This is a genomic window from Curtobacterium sp. MCBD17_032, assembly GCF_003234855.1.
GTDB lineage: Bacteria > Actinomycetota > Actinomycetes > Actinomycetales > Microbacteriaceae > Curtobacterium.
This window is the reverse complement of record NZ_QKTO01000014.1, coordinates 15208-29960: the sequence shown is the minus strand read 5'-3', so window position 1 is coordinate 29960 and position 14753 is coordinate 15208. Positions and strand designations below refer to the sequence as shown.

Sequence of the window (14753 nt, the reverse complement as noted above, 5' to 3'; positions counted from 1 at the left end):
GCGCGTGGAGGTCCAGTCGGTCAGTGGGAGAGGGTGGAAACGGCGGAACGGCCGGCGGCCCAGCGCTCGAGGAGCGCGCGGTGCGGCTGCACGAGGTGCTCCTCGGTGTAGCGGCCCTGCGTGACGCCGAGGCGGCTGCGCTCCTCGCGGTCGTAGGCGATGCCGGTCGAGGTCCAGTCCGTCTGCTCGAGGCTCGGCCGGAACGTGCTCGGGGCGACGGTGTCCGCGTTGTAGATCTCCGGCCGGTAGATCTTCTGGAACGTCTCCATGGTGGCGATCGTGCCGACGAGCTGGAGGTCCGAGTAGTCGCCGGTGAGGTCGCCGCGCGTGTAGAACGCGAGCGGGGCCTTCGCGCCCGGAGGCATGAAGTACCGGACCTGCATGCCCATCTTCCCGAAGTAGTCGTCGGTGAGCGAGGAGTGCTCGTGCTCGTACTCGGCACCGAGGACCGGGTGGACGGTCGACGTCTGCCGGTACGTCTGGCTCGTGGAGACGCTGATGCAGACGACGGGCTCTGCGCTGAAGTGGTCCTCGAACGCGGAAGACGCCAGGAAGCGCTGGAAGAGCTGCCCGTGTAGCTGCCCGAAGTCATCGGGCAGCGAGGGCGCCGACGGCAGCAGCACCGCGAAGTCGTAGTCGCGCAGGTACGACGAGAAGTTGTTGCCGAGGATGCCCTGGTGGCGCTCGCCGGTGTGCTGGTCGACGATCGTGACGTCGAGCACCTCGATCAGGGGGAACTGCTCGGCGACGCCCGCGTCCTCGAAGTGCAGGGTGACCGAGACGATGTCGAGTTCGACGCGGTAGCGGTCGGTCTCCGGAGAACCGGCGAGGTCGTTGCACCGCGCGTCGATGAGGGCGAGCACGTTGCGGAGGTTCTGCTGACGGTGCTCGCCGCGGGCCAGGTTGGCGAAGTTCGTGGTCAGCCGTGAGCTGTCCGACGGCTTGTAGTCCTCGTCGAACCGGGTCCTCGTGATGCTGAAGGTGGGCTCGTTCGCCATGTTCTGCCATCCGTACGCTGTGGGGCCCGGGGGCACTGGGGAAGGGGTCCCTCGATCATGACGGGAGGCGCGGGCCATCAGGTAATACCGAGACGCTATGCGGCGGTATAGCCTGCGCCTATGGCACGGGTCCCGAACGACATCACCCTGCAGCAGCTGCGGTACTTCATCGAGGTCGCGTCCGAGGGGGCGATCAGCGCCGCCGCCGACCTGCTCTACATCTCCCAGCCGACCCTGTCGGCTGCGATGAAGGACCTCGAGACACGGATCGGCCGCCCGCTCTTCACCCGCTCCGCCCGCGGGGTCGTCCTCACCGTCGACGGCGTCGAGTTCCTCGGCTACGCCCGACAGGTCGTCGAGCAGGTCTCCCTGCTCGAACAGCGCTACGTCGGCCGACAAGCGTCGCGCCGCCTGCTCGGGGTCTCGGCGCAGCACTACTCGTTCGCGGTGGAGGCCTTCGTCCGCATGGTCGAAGGGGCCGCAGCCGACGAGTACGAGTTCTCCCTCCGCGAGACCCGCACGTGGGACATCATCGAGGACGTCCGCACGCTCCGGAGCGAGGTGGGCATCCTCTACCGGAACGATTTCAACCGCCAGGTGCTCGGGAAGCTCATGCGGGACGCCGGAGTCGTGTTCACACCGCTGTTCGTCGCCCAGCCGCACATCTTCGTGGCGAAGCGGAACCCGATCGCCTCGAAGGCCCGGGCGACCCTCGCCGACCTCGAGGACCTGCCGCGGCTGACGTTCGACCAGGGCGCGAACAACTCCTTCTACCTGGCGGAGGAGATCCTGTCGACGATGTCGAGCAAGCGGGAGATCCGGGTGTCGGACCGGGCGACGATCTTCAACCTCATGATCGGCCTCGGCGGGTACACGATCTCGACGGGGCTCATCAGCGACGACCTCGACCCCGAGATCGTCGCCATCCCCCTGGACGTCGACGAACGCATCGAGATCGGGTGGATCGCGCACGCCTCGGTGCCGCTCACGGTGCAGGCGCAGGCGTACCTGGACGAGTTGCGGGCCGTGGTCGTCGGCTACGGTGTCGAGCCGCTCGGGTAGGCCGGAGCCACCGGGTCGCCCGCCAGAGCGGCCGAGGCGTCAGACTCGCGCTTCCGTCCGCCGCGGCTTCAACCGCTCCGGAGCATCGGTCGCCGGCACCCACTCGCACGTGAACGTGCCGCGGTAGCCGAAGAGGAAGCCGAAGACCCGGTTGTGTACCTCGAGGTCGACGTGGAAGGCCTCGTCGTCCTCCGACCACCACTCGTGCAGGGTCGCACGACCGCTGAACAGCATCGGGAAGCGGAACGAGACGGGCCCCTCGTGGAACCGCTGCGCGTCGGACGTCAACACGAGCCCGCCGCGATCGTCCACCCGCAGATCGAGGTCCACCGCGAGGTGCTGGTGCGTCCCGAGGTAGTCGAGGACCCGGCCCTCCGACAGCACCATCGTCGCGTCGAACCGCGCCGGTCGTCCGGGACGGGTCGCGTAGGTGCGGACGAACGTCACCGTCTCGCGGCCGAGGGCGTCCCGGTACGGGTAGTTCTCGATCGTGAACGGCACGTCCGTGCCGAGGTCGGGTACGAGGATGTTCCGCAGCCGCCCGATCTGGAGGAACGGCACCGTCCACCACGGCCCGCGGCGGATGGTCATCCTGCCGCGGCCCACGCACGCCTCCGCAGCGTCGAGGCCGACGCCGAAGCGGCGCTGCATCATCGGGTGCAGGCGACGGAAGTCCGCGCCCAACGCTTCCTCGAAGACGGACGTCATCACGGGCCTCCCGGCTCGGGCAGTGCCGCCACGGTGGGCGGCGCATCCTGCAGGTGGTCGTCGCGTCGGCTGCCGCCGACGGGCGCGCGGAGCGTCCTGGAGGCCCGTGGCCGGTCTGGTCGCCAGACCTGCAGGACGCTCGTGAGCGGCCAGGCCTCCGGTTCGGGGCCGCCCTCGAGCCAGATGCGGAGGCGGTCGAAGCTCCAGGCGGTCGCCCAACCGAGGAGGGGCCGCACGAGGACGTCGAGGACGCCCCACCCGGAGTCGTAGTCGTACCCGGTGAGGAAGCGCGTCCGGCCGTCCGCGGTGGGGACGTACCGCCAGTAGCCCCGGCCGGAGCGGATCGGGGAGAGGCGGTCGACGGTCGCGAAACGGAGGGCGGACGTGCGCGAGCCGTCGGGTCGGCGGCGCTCGCCGAGGCTGACGCCGGTGCCGTGCACATCATGCAGAGCGGACTCGCGGACGTAGGTGAACCGCGTCACGCCCTCGTGGTCGGCGGGCTCGGGCAGGATCTCCGAGAAGCGGACGTCCCACCGGACGTGCTGCTCCGGGTCCTGCGTGGCGTCCCAGACCCGCTCGAGTGGCGCGTCGATGACTGTCTCGACGTAGATGCCCCGACTCCCCACGTGCGGAGCGTAGCGCGATGGAAGCGGCTGAGGCAGCCCCTGCAGCGTCGGTCTCGCCGGCACAGGAACCTCTCGACGCGGTCGCTGATCGGCAGTCGCCGGTGCTGGTACCGGTTGTCGGACGAAGAAATGACCGTCTGCGAGGTTGGAGTCAGCGGTACACGGCCGAGTGGGTCGGAGACGTCTCCGCTGACGCAGGCATGCATCGTGACCTTGACAAGTGACCAGATACTAATATGTTAGCGGCATGAGACGTATTCCGGACTTGCTCACCTGGGAACCGCTGCTGTGGTCGTCGGGGCTCTCAGCACGGGTGTGACGGCACTTGTAGCGCCTTCCGTTCACGATGCTCCCGCTGTTGCTTCGAAGACTGCTCCGGCCTGGTCGGAAACAGAAGTGCTCGAGGGGCTGCTCTTCATGCAGGGCGACTTCGGCGAGGACTTGCTTCGCGCTGGGGCGCTCGGGCCGCTCTCGACTGAGCAGTCCTCTGCCCTTCGGGAAGCCTTGGCCGACCCCGATGCCGCCGCGGTCGCTCATTCTGTCGTCTCGGAGTTGGAGCAACGGGTGCCAGGGCAGACGGCGGCCCTGATGAGAAACTTGCAAGCGAGTGATCCGATCGCTGTTCAGGCGGCGATGTCGGAGCTCGGAGCGGAAGTGCCACGCACGCCGACGTTGCAGCGGCTGCGGGCGCATGCCTCACCCTCCGCGTCGACGTACGTACCCGGTGAGATCGGAACAGATTGCGGCGTGCTGGTCTGGGTGGTCGCTGGCGCGGTGCTCGTGGTCACGGTCGCGGCTGTGGGCGTCGGCGTCCTGGCACTCGCGTCGACTGTGGCCGTGGGGTCGACGAAGATCGCCGGCGAGAACGCGATCCGACGAGCCACAGGATCGACCGGGCGGGCTCTCGAAGCTCTGCTGACCGCCAAGGCGATCGAAGCGTTCCGTGGCCGGTGAACGAGGCCGTAGTTGGAAAGCTTCTCCGGCTGTAACGGTCTGTGGTCTCTTGCTCGCGGTTGTGTTCGTGAGCTACTCACTGGCCGATCGGCTTGGCGGGACCGCTGCGGTGCAGTTGCCCGGACAGGGGGACGTCGGAGCGGTGCTCTCCCGGGTCGCTCCGCAGGGATGGGCCTTCTTCACGAAACCCGCTCGCTCCGCGACCCCGACCGCGTACGTCCAGCATGGCGGCCGGTGGATCCAGGTCGCGGGACTCTCGAACGCGCAATTCCGCTTCCTCGGCGGCCTGAGCCGGGAGGGGCGTCGGCAAGGGGTGGAGATGGCGTCCGTCCTCGCCGGGATCCCGAGGGGAGCGTGGCGGAGGTGCCACGGCGGGGACGTTGCGCGTTGTGTGAGCGATCAGCGACGGCGCTTCGTCGTGAACCCGCTTCCGCATCCCACGCTCTGCGGCGACGTTCTTCTGGCAGCGACGAAGCCGACTCCCTGGGAGTGGCGGCATCTGTCTCGCGACCGCACCTACGTCGGTGAGGCGATCGCGCTCGAGGTGAGTTGCCGGAATGGCTGATCGCGGCGGGTCGATGATCGCGTACCCGTGGGGAGCGGGGCTCGGTGTTGCCCGGAGTGTGCTCTACGCCGGCATGGCTCTGACTCTGCTGACGAATCCTGCATGGGTTCTGTTCACGACCAGCGCTGTTCAGCAGGAGGCACCGCTCTGCGACGCGTACAACGGCTGGGCGTTCTTCTGCCTCCTCGGTCAACACCTCGATACCGCGCGCATACTGGCCGGGTCAGTCCTGCTGGTCTTCGCCAGCGGAGCCCTTCCCTGGCTCACGGCCCTACCCGCCGCCTACCTCATCCTCAGCGCCAGCGTGACGATGACGTTGGGTGATGGTGGTGACCAGCTGTACGGGATCCTCGGTCTTCTGCTGATCCCGCTCAGCTGCACCGATTGGCGCCGAAGCTCGTGGTCGGACCAGACCTCTGATCGGTGCGCTTCAGTACGCGGCAGCTTGGCGTTCGTTGGTTGGGCGCTCGTTCGGGTGCAGATCTTCGTCGTCTATCTCGAGGCGTCCGTCGGGAAGCTCGCGGTACCGGAGTGGGCGAACGGAACTGCCCTCTACTACTGGCTCCGCAGTCCGACCTTCGGGCCGGGACCGCTGCTCGCTCCGATGGTCCAGACAATGACCACCGCACCACTCATCACAGCGCTCGCGACGTTCTCGACCATCGCACTCGAGTTCGCTCTCGCCATAGGACCGCTCTTGACTCCCCGAGTGCGGCGCTTCCTTCTCGTGCTCGGGCTGATCCTCCACGGTGCCATCGCGATCTTCATGGGCATCACCTCGTTCTCACTGGTGATGGCGGCCGCGCTCCTCCTGCATCTGACTCCTGTGAACGCCACCTACGACGAGATCTTCCCGAGAAAGCGAGACTGGTTTGTCACTCGAAAGCACGCCTACCGAGTTACGTGATCAAGTCCCAGCACCGCTGGCTGTGCGCGCACTTGGGAGTGCGGTTGGCGCTCTTGCTGGGGCGATCATCATCACCAATGCGGTCACCGGCTTCGACGCCGAAACCTTCGTTGCCACGCTGGTCGGTCTCCTGGCCGGGCTGTCTGCGGTGTTCGCGCGGATCACGATCACTCTGACCGGCGGCACGATCCGGTTCTCGTTCTTCCCGTTCCTCAGGGTCGCGTACGACCTCGCGCAGGTACGGCGTGCGACCGTCGTGAGGATCGATCCCGTACGCCTCGGCGGTGTGGGGATCCGACGTTCCCGAGGTGCACGCGTGCTCGCGATGTCCGCGGGTCGAGGGGTCCGGGTCGAGACGACCCGTGGCACGATCATCGTGCAGAGCACGATGGCCGAGCGCATCGCTGCGGCGCTGACCTCTGCCGTGTGAAGCCGGTCGCTCTCCGACGGACGGGTCAGGACGTAGCTGCAGGGCAAGCGTGTCGAGTTCCGGTGGGGCGGTCGATGACGCTGGTGCTCTCGCCGGGCCTCGTCGTCGAGGCCCCGAGGGCCGGTGAGCTCGGTCCGGCCTCACTCGGGGACGGGCAGGATCCGCCGCCGTCCGAGGTCGTCCAGCAGCTCCACCAGCCGGTCCGCCGAGTCGTGGCACTCCGTGAACCCTGCCTGCCGGATCTTGATCAGGGACGAGACGTTGTCCCAGGCCGAGTTCAGGATCATGTCCGCGAACCGCCAGTCGACGAGGTCGGCGTACGGGGTGGCGACGAGTCCGTGGCGCTCCACCATGCGCTGCCACAGGTCCTCGCGGGAGGGCATCACCTGCGCGAGCTCCATCGACTGGGGTTCGGCGAGGTCGAGGCCGTGGTGCTCGGCTAGGCGCTCGAACAGGTGGCTCCACCGCACCACGTCGCCGTTCGTGACGTTGAACGCCTCCCCGGCCGCGACGGGGGACGTCCCCGCCCAGTCGGTGGCACGAGCGAGGAGCTCGGCGTCGGTCATCTGGTAGAAGATGCCGTCGTACGTGGTGCGGGCACCGGGGAACCGCAGCGGCAGCCCGAGCTCCTTCGTCATGCTGACGTACGTCCCGATCGCCATGAGCAGGTTCATGGGCGTGCCCTGCGCGTACCCGATCACGGCCTCGGGGCGGAGCACGGTCATCGCGAACCCCCGGGATGCCGCACGCTCCCGGAGCAGGTCCTCCTGGTCGTAGTAGAAGTTCGGGACCATGAGTCGCGGGTCGTCCTCCTTCGCCGGTGTCCTGAACCGGCCGAGGTGTGCGCCGTAGTACTTCATGCCCTGGTAGAGGGTGACGTGGCGGAGCGGTGCGTCGAGCCGATCCAGGGCGTCGAGCGTGTTCTCGAGGAGCGCGACGTTCGGGGCGATCTGCTCGGCGAGGTCGGCGTGCTCCACGTAGGCGGCGAACGCGAGGCGCGTGGTGTCGGCGGCCGGCCGGAGTCCGTCGACCGCTGCGTCCGCGTCGGACAGGTCGACGGGCAGGTGGTCCCAGCCGGACACGGGGTCCTGCGGAGCGCGGCGACTGGCACCGCGGGTGCGGACACCACTGCGGGCGAAGTGCTCCACGACGCTGCGCCCGACGACGCCGCCGGCCCCGACGACGAGGACCGCCTCGCTGCTGTCCGCCGGTGTCCGGGAAGCGGGGGATCCGTCGTCCATGGTGCTGCTCCTGTCGGATGGCGATCGCGGCGCAGCTGCTGCCACGCCGGTGCCGATCCTGCCCCGCCGAGCCCGGCCTGGACTCAGGAACCGCAGGACGAGACGGCCTCCGTGGTCGGCGGGCGGTTCCGCTCGGGAGCGAGCTCCACCTCGCTCCCGTGCGAGGAGCGCGTGGCCGTTCAACGTGGTCCACTCGCCCTCGAACCAGTCGGCGTCGACCTGCCTGGACTCCTGCCGGAACCCGGCGCGCGTCAGGAGCCGCCCGACGGCGATGTTGCGTGCGTCACAGAACGCGACGACCCGGCGAGCGCTCGCGTGGTCGAAGCGGTGATTGAGCAACACGCTCAGCGCCTCGGTGGCGATGCCACGGCCCTGCGACGACCGCGCCAGCGTGACGCCGATCTCGAACGTGTCAGGCTGGTCGTCGAGGCGGTGCGCCGCGAGGTCGCCGAGGAGCTGCCCGGACACGCGCTCGCGGACGGCGAGCTGCAGCCAGCAACCCGGAGTGGGGAGCTGCCCGTCCGACTGACCCGCGACCAGTCGCTCGGCGTCCGCCCTGGAGTAGCCGGTGCTCCTGGCATGGCGTCAGGAGAAGAAGACGAACGTCCCGAACCCGATCCACACGAGACCGATGCTCACCAGGGTCGCCAGGCTCGAGATGCTCGTCGCGATGACAGCGGTCACCTGCTCCCGCCACACGCGCAGCGAACTCGCCGAGATGCACAGCGCGACGACGGAGACGGGGAGTGCACTGATCAGCACGGACGCTTGCAGGGTCGCGCTCGCGCGGTCAGCCGCTGTCGGCGGCAGCTGACCGGAGTCGTAGTCGAACTGGGACGGCGGACCGTCCTGGGGGCCGAGCGCGCCCGTGACGACGAGGACGGCACACCATGCGACGACCAGGAGGATCGCGATCAGCGCTCGGCCGTTGACCTGCTCGCGACGGGTCGCTGTCCGTTCCGTCATCGCGCGATCACCGCGTCCGAGGAGTCGATGGCGGCGGTGTCCTCGCCGGCAGGAACATCGCCGTCGACGACCAACGCGCGTCCTCGTGGCGATCCGGCCCGGCGCCAGGTGGCGATCGCTGCGGCGGCTCCGGCAGCGATCGCGATGCCGAGGGAGAGCTGCGGGACGACGCCCGCCATCCACCACGCCATCGCGAGCGCCGACGACCCCGCGCCGAGTACACCGGCCATGGCCGCGTGCGCAGACGTGTGGACCGTGCGGGAGGGCACCCGCTGCAGTGCCCGACCGAGCAGGTGCGTGAACGGCATGGACAGGACGGCGCCGAGCAGGGTCAGCGCGTCGGCGACGACGACGAACACGAGGAACCACCAGACCCAGGAGAGGACGTCGGGCGCGCTGCCACTGCTGATCGAGATGGCGGCACAGACGACGGCCGCGCCGACGGGGACGGTCACGCCGGCCATCCAGAGGAAGCTCCGGCCGATGATGCCGAGTGTGTCGCCGAGGTGCCACGTGTCCATGGCCCTCACTCTGCGGTGTCGCGCCGCCGGACGGGCCGCGGTACGGACGAACGAGACCGAACAGCAACCTCGGCGACACGACGGGGCCGCCGACACGCCGATGGCCGGGGTCCTCGTCAGGATCGACTCGTCCTCGACACTTCCAGGTGAGAGGGGGCATCAGTGGATGACGACACCGAAGCCGACGCAGCACTGGCTCGTCGGCTCGCGGACGGGGACCGCACGGCGCTGGCCGACGCGTTCGACCGGTTCGCGCCGACCCTGACCCGTTACGCGTGGGCCCTGGCCGACAGCCGGCAGGACGTCGAGGAACTCGTGCAGGACACCTTCCTCACGCTCTGGCAGAAAGCTGCCGGACTCGACCTCGCCACGAGCGCGCTGCTGCCGTGGCTGCTCGTGGTGTGCCGCAACCACGCCCGCAACCAAGCACGACGCATCGCGAAGAACCGCGGGGACGAGCTCCCCGAGGACCTCGCAGCGCATCCGGGTGCCGACGAGGCCCGCGAACGCCTCCGCTGGGTCCGCGACGAGATCGCGGCCCTGGCACCCACCGACCGACGCATCTGCGAACTGTGCCTGCTCGAGGGCCACTCCTACGCCGAGGCCGCGCAGGTCCTCGGCCTCAGCGTCGGGGCGGTCACCCAGCGGGTCTCCCGCTCACGCGCACGACTGAAGAAGGCGGTGATGCACGATGAACACTGAGCCCCCCACTGGAGACGACCTGCAGCGGATGCTCGTCTCGATGAAGCAGACCGTCCTCGACCGCGCCGAGGACCGTCGACCGGCACCCCGGCGTCGCGGTCGCCGTGCCGGTATCGCGATCGGCGTGATCGCGCTGCTCGGCCTCGGTGCCACCAGCGGCGGTGTCGCCCTCGGGATGATCCCACAGCCCTTCACGGCGTCGGCCCCGGCGCCCAGCCCCACCGGACCAGCGGCGCCCAGCACACCTGCGGCGGCACCGGTCCAGGAGATCCCAGACCCCGTCCACTCGCCGACACCGACACCGACGCCGACACCGACACCGGCGGCTGCGACGCTGCCGTCGGACTGCACCGGGCTCGTCCCGGCGTCGGAGCGGGACCGGCTCTTCGACGGGACCCCGCTCCAGGACCCGTCGGGTACCGCTCATCTGCGGACCGCCGCTGCCCCGCTCACGACGGCGCTGTCGTGCCTGTGGATGGACCCGAGCGCTGACGTGTCGGGGCTGTCGATCGACGTCGGGACAGGGACGGCCGAGCAGATCAGCGCCTTCGAGACCACCCTCGTCGAGCGGGGGCACGTCTGCTCCGACCGCGGGCCGGCGCGCGTCTGCACGCAGACCCGACAGGCAGCGCCGTACCCCGTCGACACCACGGACACGTGGTACTTCCGGGGCACGACGTGGTTCGAGGTCAGCCAGACGAACTTCCCCACGAACGGCCTGCTCGACGCCGTCGAGCAGCAGATCTGGGGGTAGCGGTCCGGCGACGTCGACCGACACGAGACCGACGACGGGTGGGAAGCGGCCATTGGGGGGCGTTTCCCACCCGTCGTCACATCGGCGGGGCTGAGCGCCTGTTCACGGAGTGCTGTGAACAGCGCCGGGGTGTGGACAGGAAACGTCCTCCCTGCGGACCCCGCACCGTGACGCGCCTACCGTGAGGGCGTCATGACAGCCGAACACCGCAGACCCGCCGAGCCCGATGCGGCTCCGTCCGTCGCCCACCACACGGCGCACCACGCTGCGCCCGCCGATGCCTCGAAGCCCGCGCAGACCGACGACCGCAGCTCCGGCGACCAGCCGGACCCGAACCGCTGGAAGGCGCTCGTCATCTGCCTGCTCGGTGGCGGCATCGTCCTGCTCGACGTCTCGATCGTCAACGTCGCGCTGCAGTCCATCTCGACGGGGCTGCCCGGGACCACACCCGAGGCGGTCCAGTGGATCCTGTCCGGCTACGCACTGTCCTTCGGCCTGCTGCTCGTGCCCGGTGGACGGCTCGGTGACGCGACCGGCCGGCGGCGGATGTTCGTCATCGGGGTCGGCCTGTTCACCCTGGCGAGCGCCCTCTGCGGCTTCGCGCCGAACGGCCTCGTCCTGGTGATCGCCCGTCTGCTGCAGGGCCTGGCCGGCGGTCTGCTCACCCCGCAGGTCACCGCGCTCATCCAGCAGCTGTTCCGCGGCAAGGAACGCGGCACGGCGTTCGGCCTCTTCGGTGCCACCGTGGGCATCGCGACCGCCATCGGCCCGCTCATCGGCGGCCTGCTCATCACGGCCTTCGGCACCGAGAACGGCTGGCGGTTCGTCTTCTTCGTGAACCTGCCCGTCGGACTCGTCACGATCCTCCTGGCCTTCCGGTACCTGCCCGCGCCGAGCGGCGACGAGCGGGGGAAGAAGCACGACTTCGACCCGGTCGGCATCCTGCTCCTCGGCGCCGCCGTGGTCGCCCTGCTGCTGCCGTTCGTGCAGTCACAGGAGTGGAAGGGGAACGCGAAGTGGTGGCTCATCGTCGTCGCCGTCGTGTTCGGCGTGTTGTTCGTCCTGTGGGAGCGGCACTACCAGCGGACGAAGGAGCCCGTGGTCGACCTCCGGCTGTTCCGCCGCCGGTCGTTCTCGCTCGGCGTCGGTCTGGCGACGGTCTACTTCGCCGGCTTCACCCCGCTGTTCTTCGTCCTGACGCTCGCGCTCCAGTCGGGCCTGCACTACTCGGCGCTGATGGCCGGGCTGGCGTCCATCCCGTTCGCCATCGGTTCGGGCATCGCCTCGACCGTCGGCGGCCGTGTCGTGCACCGCTTCGGCCGGCAGCTCATCGTCATCGGCACGGTCCTCGTCCTCATCGGGCTCGGCGCGGTCGTCTGGGTCGTCGGGAACCACTTCGAGTCCGACCTGGGGTGGTGGCTCGTCCTGCCGCTGCTCGTGGCCGGTATCGGGTCCGGGCTCACCATCTCGCCGAACCAGACCCTCACGCTCTCCGAGGTCCCGGTCGAGCAGGGCGGCTCGGCGGGCGGGCTCATCCAGGTCGGCGCCCGCGTCGGCTCCGCGATCGGCATCGCGGCGGTCGGCAGCGTGTTCTACTCCACGCTCGCGAGTTCGCGGGGTGACTACGCGCAGGGTCTGCCGCTCGGGCTCGTGGTGTCACTCGGGTTCGTCGCGGCGGCGTTGGTCGCCGGGATCGTCGACGTGGTCGTCGGGAAGAAGCACGGCACCGAGGCGTCGGTCTGACGCCGCCCGCACTGCACCCGGATCCGGACATCGACGCGCACCGACCGACCACGGCGTTGACTGGCCCGGTCACACGACTGGAGGACACATGAGCAAGACCTGGTTCATCACCGGAGCATCCAAGGGCTTCGGCCGCGAGTGGGCGGAAGCAGCACTCGAACGCGGCGACTCCGTCACCGGAACGGCCCGCGACCTCGACGACGTGCAGGACCTCGTCGACCGGTACCCGGACACGTTCCTCGGGCTGCGGCTCGACGTGACCGACCGGACCGCCGACCGCGACGCCGTCGCCCGTGCCGCGGAGCACTTCGGGTCGCTCGACGTCGTCGTCAACAACGCCGGCTTCGGCCACTTCGGCATGGTCGAGGAGCTCAGCGAGGACGAGCTCCGGGCCCAGCTCGAGACCAACCTGTTCGGCGCCGTGTGGGTCACCCAGGCGGCACTGCCGATCATGCGCGAGCAGGGCTCGGGGCACATCATCCAGGTGTCGAGCATCGGCGGCATCAGCGCGTTCCCGACGGTCGGCGCCTACCACGCGTCGAAGTGGGCACTCGAGGGCCTGTCGCAGTCGCTGGCCCAGGAGGTCGCGGGCTTCGGCATCTCCGTCACCCTCATCGAGCCCGGCGGCTTCTCCACCGACTGGTCCGGCCCGTCCTCGAAGCACAGCGAGGAGAACCCGGCGTACGCCGAGGTCCGCGAGGCCGCGTCGAAGCGCCCCTCGGCGGCCGACCCGGGCAAGCCGGAGGCCACGCGGGCCGCGATCCTCAAGGTCGTCGACGCCGAGCAGCCCCCGCTCCGGGTGTTCTTCGGCAAGGCCCCGCTCGGCATCGCGGAGCGGGACTACGAGTCGCGTCTGGCGACGTGGCGCGAGTGGCAGCCCGTCGCCGAGGAGGCGCACGGCGCCTGACCGGCCCCGGTCCGGACGGGAGGCACGGTGCCAGCTGGCACCGTGCCTCCCGTCCGTCAGGACCCGGCCACGCAGGCCGCCGACCTGAGCCGACACCGGACCGCCGACGCGTAGCGTCCGGGTTCACACGACGGGGCGAACCGGTACGCGATCTGCACCCGGACCCCGCCGCGGACTCGGCCCTGGGCTGCTGTCCGCCCCGTGCGGCCGACCGCCGCGCCAGCGCCACCGACCAGGAAGCGACCCCCATGTCCCAGAACAACACCGTCATCCGCAGCATGCACGACCTCGGCCTCGCCGCCTGGTTCGGTGGCAACCTCATGGGTGCCACCGGCCTGAACGGTGCCGCCGCCGGCGCGAAGGACCCCGTCGAGCGCCTCACCCTGTCGAGCGTCGGCTGGGGCAAGTGGGCACCGGTGCAGCTCGCCGCGCTCGCGGTGCACGGCATCGGCGGCATCGGCCTGATCATCGCGAACCGCGACCGCCTCGGCGTGCAGCAGGGCGCCCGCACGAACACGAGTGTCAAGCTCGTGCTGACCGGCGCTGCCCTCGTCACGACGTTCTGGTCCGCTTCGGTCGGCAAGAAGATGGCCGAGCACGCCCGCGAGGGTGCCGAGGGCACCACCGAGCCGAGCGGCGACGCGTCGGACACCCTGAAGGCCGCGCAGCGCCAGCAGAAGATCCTCCAGTGGGCCACCCCGGCCCTCACCGGCGTGCTCCTCGTCATGGGTGCGCAGCAGGGGGAGCAGCAGCGGTCGAAGGCCGGCATCCTCGACAAGTGGCGTCGCTGACCGGCTCGGTCCGCTGACGGACGGGAGGCGCGGTGCCGGCTGGCACCGCGCCTCCCGTCCGTCGTGCGGTCGACGGCCCGACGCACTCACCGTCCCGGCAGCGCCACCACCCGGTCGTGGTCCCACGGCTCGGTCCACCCGGCCCGGTCGAACAGACCGTCGAGCAACGTCGCGGTGAAGCCCCACACGACGTGTGGGCCGGACGCGGTGTGGACCGTGAAGGCCGGGCTGCGCCACTCCCGGCCGTCGCGGTGGGAGACCGTGACCCCGCGGTTCGCGGGGTCGAGGAGGTCGGCGACCGGTGCGCGGAACACCGCGGCCGACTCCGCCTCGTCCACCACCCGCACCGGTGACGGCGCTCGCCACCACCCGAGCACCGGCGTCACCAGGTGCCGTGAGAACGCCAGCGGCACCGGAGCCGCGGTCCCGAGCACGTCCACGCCCGTGACGTCCAGGCCGGTCTCCTCCCGGGCCTCCCGGAGCGCTGCAGCCACCGCGTCGGTGTCACCGGGGTCGACACGGCCGCCCGGGAAGGCCACCTCGCCCGCGTGGGACCGCAGGGTCGCGGCACGGGCGAGCAGGAGCACGTCCAGGTCCCGTGCGACGTCCCCAGCCCGGGCCGGGCGCTCACTCGGCACCTCGTCGAGCACGCCGAACAGCATGAGCACGGCGGCACGGCGCGGTGACGCTGCCGCGGGCATCCCGGTGACGAGCGGCGCCGCGCCGGGGGCGACGGCCGTCGCGAGTCGGTCGCGCGCGCTCACGGAGTCCTCGGAGCGGTGCGGACGGGCGACGTGCACGGTGTGGTCACCCGGTCAGCCTAGGCAGGGCCGGGGCCACGCATGTCTGCGGTGGTCGGGTGGGCGACCGGCGACGCC

17 protein-coding genes and 1 pseudogene are annotated in these 14753 nt (G+C 70.2%); 10 read left to right on the top strand and 8 right to left on the bottom strand.

The window, feature by feature from the left end:
- Positions 1-20: 20 nt before the first annotated feature.
- The gene (locus DEI91_RS13940; RefSeq protein ID WP_111052869.1) at positions 21-998 is read right to left on the bottom strand and encodes a putative oxygenase MesX; all 978 of its coding nucleotides are present in this window, start codon (positions 996-998) and stop codon (positions 21-23) included.
- A 120-nt stretch (positions 999-1118) separates the two neighbouring features.
- Between DEI91_RS13940 and DEI91_RS13935 the strand changes: the two genes are divergently transcribed.
- Positions 1119-2060, top strand: coding sequence for a LysR family transcriptional regulator (locus tag DEI91_RS13935; protein ID WP_111052868.1), 942 nt, complete (start codon positions 1119-1121; stop codon positions 2058-2060).
- A 39-nt stretch (positions 2061-2099) separates the two neighbouring features.
- On the opposite strand, the gene DEI91_RS13930 is transcribed toward DEI91_RS13935, so the two are convergent.
- Both DEI91_RS13930 and DEI91_RS13925 read right to left on the bottom strand, forming a co-directional pair.
- The gene (locus tag DEI91_RS13930; protein ID WP_111052867.1) at positions 2100-2768 is read right to left on the bottom strand and encodes a DUF4166 domain-containing protein; all 669 of its coding nucleotides are present in this window, start codon (positions 2766-2768) and stop codon (positions 2100-2102) included.
- Positions 2768-3394, bottom strand: coding sequence for an SRPBCC family protein (locus DEI91_RS13925; protein ID WP_258374438.1), 627 nt, complete (start codon positions 3392-3394; stop codon positions 2768-2770). Before DEI91_RS13925 ends, DEI91_RS13930 begins: the two co-directional genes overlap by 1 nt.
- A 396-nt stretch (positions 3395-3790) precedes the next feature.
- Here DEI91_RS13925 and DEI91_RS13920 point away from each other — a divergent pair, with 396 nt between their 5' ends.
- Genes DEI91_RS13920 through DEI91_RS13905 form a run of 4 tightly spaced genes read left to right on the top strand, consistent with a single transcriptional unit; the run spans position 3791 to position 6250 of the window.
- Positions 3791-4348 (top strand): hypothetical protein, encoded by a 558-nt coding sequence (locus tag DEI91_RS13920; protein WP_111052866.1) that lies wholly within the window; start codon positions 3791-3793, stop codon positions 4346-4348.
- Complete coding sequence (locus tag DEI91_RS16935) at positions 4338-4913, top strand: SdpA family antimicrobial peptide system protein (protein WP_111052865.1); 576 nt, start codon at positions 4338-4340, stop codon at positions 4911-4913. Before DEI91_RS13920 ends, DEI91_RS16935 begins: the two co-directional genes overlap by 11 nt.
- Positions 4906-5820 (top strand): sporulation-delaying protein SdpB family protein, encoded by a 915-nt coding sequence (locus tag DEI91_RS13910; RefSeq protein ID WP_111052864.1) that lies wholly within the window; start codon positions 4906-4908, stop codon positions 5818-5820. The genes DEI91_RS16935 and DEI91_RS13910 overlap by 8 nt, the downstream gene beginning before the upstream one ends.
- The gene (locus tag DEI91_RS13905) at positions 5786-6250 is read left to right on the top strand and encodes a hypothetical protein (protein ID WP_181439612.1); all 465 of its coding nucleotides are present in this window, start codon (positions 5786-5788) and stop codon (positions 6248-6250) included. The genes DEI91_RS13910 and DEI91_RS13905 overlap by 35 nt, the downstream gene beginning before the upstream one ends.
- Before the next feature lie 140 nt (positions 6251-6390).
- Here the strand turns inward: DEI91_RS13905 and DEI91_RS13900 are convergent, their stop codons facing one another.
- From DEI91_RS13900 to DEI91_RS13890, 4 genes and pseudogenes are all read right to left on the bottom strand, one after another.
- On the bottom strand, positions 6391-7674 hold the full coding sequence (locus DEI91_RS13900) for an SDR family oxidoreductase (RefSeq protein ID WP_375537693.1): 1284 nt from the start codon (positions 7672-7674) through the stop codon (positions 6391-6393).
- Between the two features lie 63 nt (positions 7675-7737).
- Positions 7738-8043 (bottom strand): annotated as a pseudogene (locus DEI91_RS16930) (GNAT family N-acetyltransferase); the annotation flags it as partial.
- Between the two features lie 33 nt (positions 8044-8076).
- Entirely contained in the window at positions 8077-8457 is a 381-nt protein-coding gene (locus DEI91_RS13895; protein ID WP_111052861.1) for a hypothetical protein, read from the bottom strand.
- A complete protein-coding gene (locus tag DEI91_RS13890; RefSeq protein WP_111052860.1) occupies positions 8454-8978 on the bottom strand; it encodes a hypothetical protein in 525 nt (174 codons plus the stop codon). Before DEI91_RS13890 ends, DEI91_RS13895 begins: the two co-directional genes overlap by 4 nt.
- A 162-nt stretch (positions 8979-9140) precedes the next feature.
- On the opposite strand from DEI91_RS13890, the gene DEI91_RS13885 reads away from it, so the two are divergent.
- The 5 genes from DEI91_RS13885 to DEI91_RS13865 all read left to right on the top strand — a co-directional run bounded on the left by DEI91_RS13885 (position 9141) and on the right by DEI91_RS13865 (position 13875).
- Entirely contained in the window at positions 9141-9680 is a 540-nt protein-coding gene (locus tag DEI91_RS13885) for an RNA polymerase sigma factor (RefSeq protein WP_111052266.1), read from the top strand.
- Complete coding sequence (locus tag DEI91_RS13880) at positions 9670-10434, top strand: hypothetical protein (protein ID WP_146244305.1); 765 nt, start codon at positions 9670-9672, stop codon at positions 10432-10434. The genes DEI91_RS13885 and DEI91_RS13880 overlap by 11 nt, the downstream gene beginning before the upstream one ends.
- Positions 10435-10626: 192 nt before the next feature.
- Positions 10627-12177 carry an MFS transporter gene (locus DEI91_RS13875; RefSeq protein WP_111052858.1) on the top strand — a complete coding sequence of 517 codons (1551 nt, stop codon included), beginning with the start codon at positions 10627-10629 and terminating at the stop codon, positions 12175-12177.
- Positions 12178-12265: 88 nt separating this feature from the next.
- Entirely contained in the window at positions 12266-13084 is an 819-nt protein-coding gene (locus DEI91_RS13870; protein ID WP_111052857.1) for an SDR family oxidoreductase, read from the top strand.
- A 248-nt stretch (positions 13085-13332) separates the two neighbouring features.
- The gene (locus tag DEI91_RS13865) at positions 13333-13875 is read left to right on the top strand and encodes a hypothetical protein (RefSeq protein ID WP_111052856.1); all 543 of its coding nucleotides are present in this window, start codon (positions 13333-13335) and stop codon (positions 13873-13875) included.
- A gap of 86 nt (positions 13876-13961) precedes the next feature.
- Here DEI91_RS13865 and DEI91_RS13860 read toward each other — a convergent pair whose 3' ends face one another.
- Complete coding sequence (locus DEI91_RS13860) at positions 13962-14576, bottom strand: CoA pyrophosphatase (protein ID WP_111052906.1); 615 nt, start codon at positions 14574-14576, stop codon at positions 13962-13964.
- Positions 14577-14753 lie beyond the last annotated feature (177 nt).